We start from the raw sequence: 11,283 nt of genomic DNA on the forward strand, positions 1-11,283 counted from the left end.
GTCCCGATGTCACACCGAGGCCTCTCGCGGCGACTCACCGGGAAAGCCGAGGAGGAATTCTGTGAATGCGGTATCGGTCGGCGTGCTGACGGCGCTGGTCTCTCTGTCCGGAGTCCTGGTCAGTGTGCTCACCACCCGGCAGGCGAATCGCCGGCTTCGCCAGGAGCACGCCGACGAGGAAGCGCGGTTGCGGCTGGACGCGGCGATGCGAGCCGGAGAATTGTTCTCGGCGAAGGAGGACAATCCGGCCGATCCCGCCGCGGTGGTGTCCGGTCTTCTCGCCCTCACGAAGCTCGACAACGCCGAACTCGCGGTCGCGCTCCTGGTGAACCTGTGGTCGGAAGAAGAACCACAAGTGGCTCCCGAGACGGCTGTGCTGGTCATCGATGCCGCTTTGAAGTCGACCGGCAACGCCCAGCTGGTCGCCGCGGAGCTGCTGTGCCGAAACGCGCATCGGCTGAACTCCTGCCATTCCTTGCATTGGCCAAGCGCCGTGGACGGGGACTGGAATCCGGATTTCTGTCCCAAGACGAAGCTACTGTTGATCGATGCGCTCATCGGGATGACTCTCGCGCACCCGAGCACCGAGGACGCCCTGCGGTCCATCGCGGTCCGGCTCTACGGTGTTTGGAGCCGCGACGAAAACCCGCGCGTCCGGGGATGTGTCGGTCGGCTCATCGGCGCGGTGATCCCGGCCCTGCGAACGCTCGGATACGTCGACTTCATGCAGGGCAAGAAGACGGTGCTGCTGAGCGAGTTGGAAAAGGCCGCCGCGAGCGGAACGCACAACCCGGACGGCTATCTCGACCGCATGGTCGATGACCGGTGCAAGAAGCTGTGCTCGTGGGCACACGCCTGCGAACAAGCGAACCCGGCCACCAGCCTGGCGACCGCCGTCTGAGGGGTCAGTCCTTCCGCAGCCGCAACGCCAGCGCCGGGCAGGCCGCCGCCGCTCGGCGGGCCTCCGCCGCCAGCTCCGGCGGTACCGGCCACGGCGCCACCACCGGATAACCCCACTCGTCCAGCCGGACGGCCTCGGGCAGCAAATCCGCGCACAACCCGTGCCCACGGCACCCGATCGGGTCCACTGTCACCCTCACGCGACACTCTCCAGGATCCGGCACCGGCCACCGGCCGAATGCGCCGAGACGTCGGCGTCGAACACCCTCAGCGCGCTCGCCGCGAGGCGGGCCGCGCCGTCCGGGTGCGCGCACGCCCCGCGGCCGGTCAGCAACGGCAACCTGCGGGCCAGCCGGTCCGTCGCGGGACCGCCGCGCAGCAGCTCCGCGAAGTCCGCCGCGATCGCCGGGAGGCCGAACATGCACGGTCCGCACTGCCGGGCCGACTCCGCCGCCAGGAACGCCAGCACCTTCGCCGTGTACTCGAGCCCGCACGCCCGCGCCGGCAGCGCGTACACCGCCGAAATCCCCGACAGCCCGGACCGGAAGTCCGACGTCCACGTCCCGCCGTAGCCGCCGACCAGCACCGCTTGCACCGGCTCGGTCTCGCCGCCCGCCGCGGCCAGCACGCCGGCGAGCGAGACACCGGACGCCACCTCCACCACCCCCGGCCGCCGGACCGCGCCGGTCACCGTGACCAGATCGGCCCGCGCCGCGCGGTAGTGCTGCGGGCCCTGCAGGACCACCAAAGCCAGGTGCGCCAACGTATCGACGTTGTCCACCAGCGTCGGCCGGCCGCGCACGCCGCGTTCGTCGGGCCGCGGCGACTTGCCGAGCGGCCGCGCGTCCCCCGACGTCAGGTGGTGGACCAGCGCCGTCTCCTCACTGGCGACGTACCGGCGCGGGACCTCCTCGACGCGCACCGGCACGCGATCGTCGCGTTCGGCGAGCGCCGCCCGGACGCTCGGCAGCACCGGGCTCCCTTGGTGTACACAAAGGACGGTCTCCACGGCCCCGATGGCGTGCGCGGCGAGCTGCAGGCCGTCCAGCACCAGATGCGGCGACAACGTCAGCAGCGCGGCGTCCTTGTGGCTGAGCGGGTCGCCTTCACACCCGTTCGCGACGACGATCGAACGCGGTTTCCGGGCGGCACGCAGCTTGCGAGCGGTCGGGAAGCCCGCGCCGCCGCGGCCGCGCAGGTCCGCCGCGGCGACGGCGTCGATCAGCCGGTCGCGGCCGTCTTCGCCGTGGTAGGCGACCCAGGGCACGACGCCGTTGCGGCGCCGGTGGCCTGCCAGGTCGAGGCGGTGGGGCGGGAGGATGGTCATCGGGTGCCTCCGAGTGGCGAGAGCTTGCGGGTCGCGGTGTCGGCGTCGTGGCGGGTGGCGCGGTAGGCGACGGCGCCGAGCACGGCCAGCACGCACACCACGTCGAGCGCGACGATCCAGCCGTACGCGGCGTCGTCTTCGGCCATGCCGAAGCCGTGCGCCAGCGCGACCGGCCAGCAGAGGTAGGCCAGCCAGTGCACCGCGCGCCAGGCCCGCGCCGGGATGCGCGTGCGCAGCAGGCTGGTGACGACGATCGCGAGCAGCAGGTCGATCGCGACGGCGCCAAGCCCGACCCAGAGCGGCCGGTAGTCCGAGCCGAACGGGACGAGCACGTCGAACCAGCTCAGCGGGACGTAGCCGTCGAGGATCGCCGACGCGATGTGCGCGGCGAGGAACGCCAGGCTGGTCAGCGCGAGGTTCCGGTGCACGGCGGCGACGGTGAAGCGCGGCCACGCCCGCGTCGCGAACCGGCCGGCGCCGAGCGCGCCGAGGACGACGACGGCGGTGAAGAGGACGAGCGAGACGATCCCGGTCCCGCGGCTGAAGTACCACATCAGGCAGCTTCCCCTTCGGTGGGCCAGCCGGGCGTCGTGACGACGTCGCCGCCGACGCCGACGAGCCGCGCGGGCAGCCGTCGTGCTTCGAGCCAGCCAGGAGCTTCGGCGCCGAGGACGACGGCGGCGGTGCTCGCGGTGTTGGCGTCCACAGTGGACTTCGCGGCGACGGTCACGGTGCGCCACCGGGGTTCGGCGGCGTCCCCGGTGCGCGGGTCGACGATGTGGTGCACGGTCCGGCCGCCGCGGCGCCACCGCCGCCGGGTGGTGCCGGAGCTGGCGAGGGCGCCATCGCGGTGCAGGGCGACGGTGGTGTCGGGCCGGACGACGGCCTCGGCGTGGTCATCGCCGAGCGCGATCTGCCAGCCGCCGGCGGGTTCCGGCCCGGCGGCGCGCAGATCGCCGCCGAGGTTGACGAGGACACCGCAGCCGAGCGCGGAGTGGATCCGCCGCGCCGCCCGATCGGCCGCGAGGGCTTTGGCGGTGGCGCCGAGGTCGAGGTGCACCCCGCGCGGGAGAACGACAAGCCGCTGGGCGGGGTCGAAGAGCACGCGGTGCCAGCCCGGCGCGGGAACCGGTCGTGGGTGAGAAAAACCGGTTTAAAACAGTGTTTCAATAACGCCCCCCCCCGCCCCCCTCCCCGCGGGCGGCGGGGGGGCCCCCCCGCCGGGGCCCGCCCGGGGGGGGGGTGCGGGCGGCCGCGCCCCCCCCCCCCCCCCACCCCACCCCCCCCCCCCCCCCCCCCCCGCCGGCGACCAACGCGAAGTCGCGGTCGTAACCCAGCGCCCGGATCGCCGCCCCGACCGTCGGATCGACCAGCCCACCCGTCAACCGGGCCGCCCGCAACGCCGCCCCCAGCGCCTCCGCCAGCAACTCCCCCACCCGGACCTGCCGCCCCGCCGTCTCGTGCAGCCGCGAAATCTCCGAATCCGCCCGGAACCGGCTGCACGCCGAGTCGATCGCGGCCAGTTCCGCCGAAAGCAGGTCCACCGCCGCGCCGAGGTCGCCCGGCGAGGTGACCAGCACCTCCGCCGTCGTCCCCAACGCCGGGAACGCCCGCGCCGCCGTCGTCACGACGCTCCCGAGCCCGTGTGCGCGCTGCCGGAACCCGAGCTCAGCCCGCTGTCCGAAGACTGCAGCTGGTCTTGGGTGCCGGACGTGGTCGAGGTGGTGGTCGAAGAGTCCGCGGAAGCCGTCGAGAGGCCGAAGCCGATCGCGCCCGCCGTGGCCGCGCCCAGCACCGCCACCGTGGCCGTGACCAGCGCGGCCTTGCGGCGGCCGTGCTCGCGGCGGGCCGCGCCGCCGGTCGTGTAGGGGTCCATGGGACCTGAGTCTCGGCGCCGTTCCTTTGAACGGCCTGGGAGTGACCTGTCAACTCCCTGACGGTCCACAGTGGACACCTACCAAAGGAGGTTGACACCGGAAAACCGCTAACCCACTCTTCTTGTTGTCCGCCGGAGGTTCCCAGGTGTTCACGAACCGGACCACGACACGGCACGCACCGGCCCTCCGGCGTCGGCATCATGAGGCGCCCTCACCCACCACACGCTGGAGGACCCATGATCCGCAAGCGGATCTTCGCCGTGTTCGCCGCCGCCGCGCTCGTCACGGCCGGGGCGATCACGACCACGGTCGTCACCCGGACGGCGGAGCCCGCCGTGCAGCCGGCGGCGGCCACCGTGCCGGCGTTCGACCACATCGTCCTCGTGATGTTCGAGAACAAGAAGTACTCCTCGATCAACGGCAGTTCCAGCGCGCCCTACTTCAACACCCTCGCTTCGCAGAGCGCTAAGTTCACGAACTCCTTCGCGATCACCCACCCGAGCCAGCCCAACTACGTCGCTCTCTTCTCCGGCGCGACGCAGGGCGTCACCGACGACGCCTGCCCGGCCAACCTCGGCGCGAAGGCCAACCTCGGCCGTCAGCTGATCGACGCGGGCAAGAGCTTCAAGGGCTACTCCGAGGCCATGCCCTCGGACGGCTACACCGGCTGCTCCAGCGGCACCTACCGGCGCAAGCACAACAGCTGGGTCGACTTCTCGAACGTCCCGGCCGCGAGCAACGTGCGCTACTCCAGCTTCCCGTCCGACTTCACCCAGCTGCCGACCGTTTCGTTCGTCACGCCCGATATGTGCAGTGACATGCACGACTGCTCGGTCGGCACCGGCGACACCTGGCTGAAGAACCACCTCGACGCCTACGCCCAGTGGGCCAAGACGCACAACAGCCTGCTGATCACCACCTTCGACGAGGACAGCGGCACGTCGGTCAACCAGATCTTCACCAGCTTCACCGGCGCGCACGTCAAGGTCGGCAGTTACAGCGAATCGATCAACCACTTCACCGTGCTGCGCACGATCGAGGCGTCCTACGGCCTGCCGGGCATCGGCGGCGCCGCGAGCAAGTCGCCGATCCTCGACGTCTGGCAGTAACCGCGTGTACCTCGCCACCATCGGCCGCCGGGAGCACACCTCGAAGGGCAAGCTCTCGGCGGTCGGCGCGAACGTCTTCGCGCTCGGCGCCGTCAGCCTGGTCACCGACGTCTCCTCCGAGATGGTCACCGCGGTCCTGCCGGTGTACCTGGTGCTCGGGCTGCACCTGAGCCCCGCCGCATACGGCCTGGTCGACGGCCTCTACACCGGTGCGACGGCGCTCCTGCGGATCGTCGGCGGGTACGTCGCCGACCGGGTCCGCCGCCGCAAGGTCGTCGCCGGCGCGGGCTACGCGCTGTCCGCGGTGATGAAGCTCGGCCTGCTCGCCGCCGGGTCGTCGGCGGGCGCGATCGGCGCGGTGATCACGCTCGACCGCACCGGCAAGGGCCTCCGGACGGCGCCGCGCGACGCGCTGATCACGCTGTCGACGCCGGAACCGCTGCTCGGGCGCGCCTTCGGCGTGCACCGGGCGATGGACAGCATGGGCGCGTTCGCCGGGCCGCTGGTCGCGCTCGCCGTGCTGGCCGCGGTGGGCGCGACGAACCCGGAGGCGTTCGACGCCGTGTTCGTCGTCAGCTTCTGCGTCGCCGCGATCGGCGTGCTGCTGCTGGTGCTGTTCGTCCGCGATCACCGGACGCCGAAAGCCGCGGCGCACCCGGTTTCCCCGAGGGCGGCGGCCGACCTGCTGCGCGGTAGCGGCGTCCGGCGCCTGCTCGTCGCGGCGTGCGTGCTCGGGCTGGCGACCGTCGGCGACGGGTTCGTCTACTTGTTGTTGCAGCACAAGGAGGACATCGCGACGGGCTGGTTCCCGCTGCTCGCGGTGGGCACCAACCTGAGCTACCTGCTGCTGGCCGCGCCGCTGGGCGCGCTGGCCGACCGGGTCGGGCGGCTGCCGGTGGTGCTCGGCGGCTACGGCGCGCTCGCGCTCGTCTACCTGCTGCTGGCCGGGCCGGTGTCCGGCTGGCCGCTGTTCGTCCTGTCGCTGGCGTTGTACGGCGCGTTCTACGCGGCGACCGACGGCGTCCTGATGGCACTGGCCGGTCCGCTGCTGCCGGAGTCGTTACGCACCACGGGAATCTCCCTGGTGCAGACAGCGCAAGCGCTCGCGTACTTCGCCTCCTCCGTCCTTTTCGGACTGGCATGGCAGTTCTGGGGCCCCGGGCTCGCGATCGGCGTCGCCGCCGGTGCGGCGGTGCTCGCGATCGCCGTGACGTTCGTGGTCCTCTCCCCCAGGAAGGTCGCCGCGTGAAAACCCGGATCCTGATCGCGGTCGCCGGCGTGCTCGTGCTGGCCGGGGCGGCGGTCGCGTACGTCGGGCTGGCGAGCGCACGCAGCCACGACGTCACCGCGACCGGCGTGGTGAGCCTCTCCCCCGGCCCGCGGCTGCTGTTCCGCAGCACCGCCGACGCCGACCGCGGCCACGTCGCCACGGTGTCGGCCGCGGACCCGGGCGGCGCGCGGACGGTGTCGCCGCTCTCGTGCAGCCGGGTCTACGCCGCCGGCGGCACCGGGCTCTGCCTGCGCCCGGACGGCGACCTGACCACCTACCAGCTGGTGGTGCTCGACGCCGGGCTGACGTCGAAGCGCGAGATCCCGCTGGTCGGGCTGCCGAACCGGGCGCGGGTGTCGGCGAGCGGCCGGATGCTCGCGTGGACGGTGTTCGTCACCGGCGACTCCTACAACGGCGGCATGTTCTCCACCCGCGCCGGCATCCTCGACACGGCGACCGGTGACCTGGCCGGCACCCTGGAGGACTACGCGGTGACGGTCGACGGCCGGCCGTACCAGGCGGCGGACCTCAACTTCTGGGGCGTCACGTTCACCCGCGACGACCGCCACTTCTACGCGACGATGTCGACGGCGGGCCACCGCTACCTCGTCGCCGGCGACTTCGCCGCGCACACCGTCCGGACGCTGCGGGAGAACGTCGAGTGCCCTTCCCTTTCCCCGGACCAGACGCGGGTGGCGTTCAAGTCCGCTGTGGACGGTGACCCGGCGCACGGGTGGCGGCTGTCGGTGCTCGACCTGGCGGCGGCGAAGGTGACGCCGCTGGCCGAGACCCGCAGCGTCGACGACCAGCCGGCGTGGCTCGACGACCACACGATCGGCTACGGCGTGCCGCGCGGCCCGGGCCACTCGGACGTCTGGTCGGTCCCGGCGGACGGCTCGGGCGCGCCCCGGCTGCTGATCCCGGAGGCCGAGTCCCCGGCCGCGCTCAGCGACGCCGGTAGTGGGCGATGAGCACCCCTTTCGGGGTCGTGACGCTGCGGGTGAGCGTGAACTCGGTGAGCGGCGCCGGTCCGTTGAAGAGGCGGTGGCCTTCGCCGAGCGTCAGCGGGCAGATGACCAGCGTGTAGCGGTCGACCAGGCCGGCGGCGTGCAGGCTGCGCACGAGCGACGCGCTGCCGACGACGGACAGGTCTCGGCCGGGCTCGGCCTTCAGCTCGGCGACGGTCTTCTCGGCGTCACCCGGCAGGAGGATGGAGTTCTGCCACGCGCCGGCGTCCTCGAGGGTGGTCGAGGCGACGTACTTGGTGACGGCGTTCAGGTGGGTGGTGAAGGGGTTGCCGTCATCGCGGTGTGCCCAGGCGCCGATGAAGTCTTCCCAGGTCCGGCGACCGAAGAGCATGTCGCCGGGGCGGTTCATGCCCGCGGCCATCTCCTGGGCCAGGACGTCGTCCTGGTAGCGGGTGCCCCAGCCGCCTTGGGCGAAGCCGCCGCGGGTGTCTTCATCGGGGCGGCCGAGGCCCTGCACGACGCCGTCGAGGGTGACGTTCATGGTGACGTGGATCGAGCGCATCCGGGTGTCCTTCCGTTCGTGGTTACCTCCCACACGAACGGCGGATGCCGGGATCGACAGCGCGGTCAGTCCATTTTGCGCAGACCGTCGAGGATGCGCCGCATCAGCTCGTTGTCCGGGGCCGCGAACGCCAGCTGGGGCATCAGGAAGCGGCCCGACGGCGGCCGTGGCGGCGGGAGTGTGCGCGGTGTCCGCCACGGCAGCCGGTCCGGGGACGAGTCGCGGCGCGTCTGCTCCGGGATCGGCAGGGTCGGCAGCGCGGCCGTGCCCGATTCGGCGGCCTGCTCGAAGCGGAGGCGGGCCTGGATGCCGGCCACCGTCCAGTCGGGCTCGAGGTCGGGCGCCGGGTCGGCGCGGCGCGGACGGCGTTCGAGCGCGACGGCCCACGCCGCGGCGGCGAGCACCGGGAGCAGCAGGCCGGCGACGATGGCGAAACCGGGCAGGTCCGCGGCCATCAGCAGGCCCCGGCGACGGGTAAGAGCATGGCGTTCACTTCCGGACTTGCGGTTCTTCCGAAGCATGACCGACACCTGGATATTCGACGTGAACGAATGTTTCGCGGACCCCGGAGCCCCATCATGAACGAGGGGCAACGCTCCCGCAAGCGGCCGAACGGGGTGCCCCGTCCGGGTGGTGAAACAGCAGGTCAAGGCCGGTTTTCGGGTAGCCTCGACGAGCCCCTCACCTGGTAGCACGGACCCCGGCCGCATCCGGTTCAGATCCTTTTGTACATCTCCTGTACGCCGGCGCGGCAAGCTCGCCGAATGCGCACAACGACCCTCCTCGTGGCCGCCGCGCTGGCGCTCACCGGGCTCGCATCCCCGGCCGTCGCCGCCGACGGCAACCCGCTCGAGAAGACGAACGGCTTCTACGTCGACCCGGACTCGAACCCGGCGGTCTGGGTCCGCGACCACCCCGGCGACAGCCTGGCCGGCCCGATCCGGACGTCGATCGCGACGAAGCCGGGCGCCCGCTGGTTCGGCACCTGGAGCGGCGACATCCGGACGTCGGTGGACAGGTACACCTACGCCGCCGACGTCGCCGACAAGCTGCCGGTCCTGGTCGCGTACAACATCCCGGGCCGCGACTGCGGCGGCGAGTCGACGGGCGGCGCGGGCAGCCCGCAGGCGTACCGCGACTGGATCTCGGCGTTCGCCGACGGCATCGGCGGCAAACCGGCGGTGGTGATCATCGAACCGGACGCGCTCGCCCAGCTCGACTGCCTCCCCGGCGACGCCCGCCAGACTCGCCTCGACCTGCTGAACTACGCGGCGACGCAGTTCGCCGCGAAGGCGCCGAACACGTGGGCGTACCTGGACGGCGGCAACGCGACGTGGATCCCGGCGGCGACGATGGCCACGCGCCTGAAGTCGGCGGGCGTGCAGTCGATCCACGGGTTCGTGCTGAACACGTCCAACTTTTACACAACGGCCGACTCGACGACGTACGGCAAGGCTGTCGACGCGGCGCTGGGCTACGCGGCCCCGTTCGTGGTGGACACGAGCCGGAACGGCGCCGGCCACGGCACGGACACCGAGTGGTGCAACCCGCCGAAGCGCAAGCTGGGCGCGCCGTCCCAGCTGGGCGGCGGCCCGGAGATGCAGTTGTGGATCAAGGTCCCGGGCGACTCGGACGGCGACTGCGGCTACGGAACGGGCATCCCGGCGGGAACGTTCAGCCCGACGCTGGCCACCCACCTCATCAAGGGTGACTGACCCAAGCGCCCCAATGTGGCCTTCGGTGCGTCAGACGCACCGAAGGCCGCCTTGGGTGCGTCAGACGCAACCAAGGCCACATTGGGGCGCTTGGGACTCAGCCCAGTGAGCAGCTGCGCGCGAGATCGGCCGGACTAGCACCACCCGGACGGGCGATCGTCGACGACGCCGGCGGCCGCACCCCGCGCAACCACCCGCCCAAAGCGTCGAACGCCGTGCGGAAGCACGGGCCCAACGGCCGCAGCCGGTCCGGGTACGCGTCGACCAGACCGTCCACGTGGTTGCCGCCCTCCACCCGGTAGTACCGGTGCAACGCTCCACGGCCCGCCGCCGTGATCATCCGGTCGTACACGTCAGAATCGCGAGTGATCGGCAGCAGCGTGTCGAGCGTGCCGTGCAGGGTCAGCAGCGGCTTGCCGATCCGCCCGGTCAGCGAGATCCGCTCCACCGCCCGCGTCACCGACGCCGGCCGGGACGCATATGCATAGTCGGCGTCACACGACGGCGTTCCCGAGGCACAGAACGGAACCCCGGCCGACAGCGAGCCGTCGAACGACGGGTCCACCTCTTCCCGGTAGATCCGCTGGGTCAGGTCCCAGTAGACGCGGTAGTGGTAGTCCCACAGGAACTCCGACCCCGGCGCGAACCCCGCGTCCAAAATGGACTGGTGCGCCGAAGCCGACCCTGCCGCGTAAGCCGGGTACGCGCGCAGAGCCGGCGGCAGGAACGTCAGCAGGTTCGGCCCATCGGCACGCCACAGCGTCCCTTCCCAGTCGACGCCGCCGTCGTAGAGCCACGGCCGGTTCTCCAGCTGCCACCGCACGAGGTAGCCGCCGTTGGACAGCCCCGCCGCCAGTGTCCGCGTCACCGGACGGCCGTAAAACCGAACAGCAGCCGCCCGCGCGGCCAGCGTCAGCTGCGTGACGCGCGTGTTCCACTCGGCCAGCGCGTCGCCCGGCCGGACGCCGTCGTCGTAGAAGGCCGCGCCGGTGTTGCCCTTGTCGGTCGCGGCGAACGCGTACCCCTCGGCCAGCGCCTGGTCGCCGATCGCGCGGTCGTTCGCGTACTGGCGCCGCACCCCCGGCGAGCCGGAGACGACCAGGCCGCCGTTCCAGTGCGCGGGCAGCCGGAGCACGAACTGCGAGTCGTGGTTCCAGCCGTTGTTCGTGTTCGCCGTCGACGTGTCCGGGAAGTACCCGTCGACCTGGACGCCGGGGACGCGCCCGTACGTCGGCAGCCCGGCCGACGTCAGCCCGGCCCAGTCCGCCTCGACGGTGTGCCCGGACGCGACCGTGCCCGTCGTCGTCAGGTCGTCCAGGCACACGGAAACGGACTTCGCGGCCCCGGGCACGTTCACCCGGCACCCCCCGGCCGAAGCCGACGCCGAGGCGGGCAGCCCCGCCGCGAGCGCCCCCGCCAGAACCACAACCAGCCATCTGCGCACGGTTCACCTCCGGTCTCGATGAAAGAGAACCCAAGCGCGTGCGCCCGGGGAGAGCCACCCCGGCGGTCACCATGAATCGCCGCCGGGATGTGGTGGACGGCCACATGGTCC

General features: G+C 72.0%; 14 protein-coding genes. 5 read left to right on the forward strand and 9 right to left on the reverse strand.

The window, feature by feature from the left end:
* The first annotated feature begins 61 nt into the window (after positions 1–61).
* Positions 62–901 carry a hypothetical protein gene (locus ACIQWX_RS48705; protein ID WP_400886686.1) on the forward strand — a complete coding sequence of 280 codons (840 nt, stop codon included), beginning with the start codon at positions 62–64 and terminating at the stop codon, positions 899–901.
* A 4-nt stretch (positions 902–905) separates the two neighbouring features.
* Here the strand turns inward: ACIQWX_RS48705 and ACIQWX_RS48710 are convergent, their stop codons facing one another.
* From ACIQWX_RS48710 to ACIQWX_RS48735, 6 genes are all read right to left on the reverse strand, one after another.
* Positions 906–1,100 (reverse strand): ferredoxin, encoded by a 195-nt coding sequence (locus ACIQWX_RS48710; RefSeq protein WP_400886689.1) that lies wholly within the window; start codon positions 1,098–1,100, stop codon positions 906–908.
* The gene (locus tag ACIQWX_RS48715) at positions 1,097–2,227 is read right to left on the reverse strand and encodes an NADH-ubiquinone oxidoreductase-F iron-sulfur binding region domain-containing protein (protein ID WP_400886691.1); all 1,131 of its coding nucleotides are present in this window, start codon (positions 2,225–2,227) and stop codon (positions 1,097–1,099) included. Before ACIQWX_RS48715 ends, ACIQWX_RS48710 begins: the two co-directional genes overlap by 4 nt.
* Positions 2,224–2,781 (reverse strand): ferric reductase-like transmembrane domain-containing protein, encoded by a 558-nt coding sequence (locus ACIQWX_RS48720; protein ID WP_400886692.1) that lies wholly within the window; start codon positions 2,779–2,781, stop codon positions 2,224–2,226. Before ACIQWX_RS48720 ends, ACIQWX_RS48715 begins: the two co-directional genes overlap by 4 nt.
* On the reverse strand, positions 2,781–3,332 hold the full coding sequence (locus ACIQWX_RS48725; protein ID WP_400886694.1) for an FAD:protein FMN transferase: 552 nt from the start codon (positions 3,330–3,332) through the stop codon (positions 2,781–2,783). The genes ACIQWX_RS48720 and ACIQWX_RS48725 overlap by 1 nt, the downstream gene beginning before the upstream one ends.
* A gap of 61 nt (positions 3,333–3,393) precedes the next feature.
* Entirely contained in the window at positions 3,394–3,855 is a 462-nt protein-coding gene (locus ACIQWX_RS48730; protein WP_400886697.1) for an FAD:protein FMN transferase, read from the reverse strand.
* Positions 3,852–4,103, reverse strand: coding sequence for a hypothetical protein (locus ACIQWX_RS48735; RefSeq protein WP_400886699.1), 252 nt, complete (start codon positions 4,101–4,103; stop codon positions 3,852–3,854). Before ACIQWX_RS48735 ends, ACIQWX_RS48730 begins: the two co-directional genes overlap by 4 nt.
* 237 nt (positions 4,104–4,340) lie before the next feature.
* On the opposite strand from ACIQWX_RS48735, the gene ACIQWX_RS48740 reads away from it, so the two are divergent.
* The 3 genes from ACIQWX_RS48740 to ACIQWX_RS48750 are packed head-to-tail and all read left to right on the forward strand — an operon-like array spanning position 4,341 to position 7,454.
* On the forward strand, positions 4,341–5,213 hold the full coding sequence (locus tag ACIQWX_RS48740) for an alkaline phosphatase family protein (RefSeq protein ID WP_400886700.1): 873 nt from the start codon (positions 4,341–4,343) through the stop codon (positions 5,211–5,213).
* Positions 5,214–5,217: 4 nt separating this feature from the next.
* Positions 5,218–6,462, forward strand: a complete 1,245-nt coding sequence (locus ACIQWX_RS48745) for an MFS transporter (protein WP_400886702.1) — start codon at positions 5,218–5,220, stop codon at positions 6,460–6,462.
* Positions 6,459–7,454 carry a hypothetical protein gene (locus ACIQWX_RS48750; protein WP_400886704.1) on the forward strand — a complete coding sequence of 332 codons (996 nt, stop codon included), beginning with the start codon at positions 6,459–6,461 and terminating at the stop codon, positions 7,452–7,454. Before ACIQWX_RS48745 ends, ACIQWX_RS48750 begins: the two co-directional genes overlap by 4 nt.
* On the opposite strand, the gene ACIQWX_RS48755 is transcribed toward ACIQWX_RS48750, so the two are convergent.
* Entirely contained in the window at positions 7,429–8,013 is a 585-nt protein-coding gene (locus ACIQWX_RS48755; protein ID WP_400886707.1) for a dihydrofolate reductase family protein, read from the reverse strand. The genes ACIQWX_RS48750 and ACIQWX_RS48755 overlap by 26 nt on opposite strands.
* 65 nt (positions 8,014–8,078) lie before the next feature.
* A complete protein-coding gene (locus tag ACIQWX_RS48760) occupies positions 8,079–8,534 on the reverse strand; it encodes a hypothetical protein (protein ID WP_400886709.1) in 456 nt (151 codons plus the stop codon).
* 243 nt (positions 8,535–8,777) lie between these two features.
* On the opposite strand from ACIQWX_RS48760, the gene ACIQWX_RS48765 reads away from it, so the two are divergent.
* Positions 8,778–9,728, forward strand: coding sequence for a glycoside hydrolase family 6 protein (locus tag ACIQWX_RS48765; protein WP_400886710.1), 951 nt, complete (start codon positions 8,778–8,780; stop codon positions 9,726–9,728).
* A 97-nt stretch (positions 9,729–9,825) separates the two neighbouring features.
* On the opposite strand, the gene ACIQWX_RS48770 is transcribed toward ACIQWX_RS48765, so the two are convergent.
* Positions 9,826–11,154 (reverse strand): 3-hydroxybutyrate oligomer hydrolase family protein, encoded by a 1,329-nt coding sequence (locus tag ACIQWX_RS48770; RefSeq protein WP_400886881.1) that lies wholly within the window; start codon positions 11,152–11,154, stop codon positions 9,826–9,828.
* Positions 11,155–11,283 lie beyond the last annotated feature (129 nt).

The sequence above is a fragment of the Amycolatopsis sp. NPDC098790 genome (assembly GCF_044759945.1).
Classification (GTDB): domain Bacteria; phylum Actinomycetota; class Actinomycetes; order Mycobacteriales; family Pseudonocardiaceae; genus Amycolatopsis.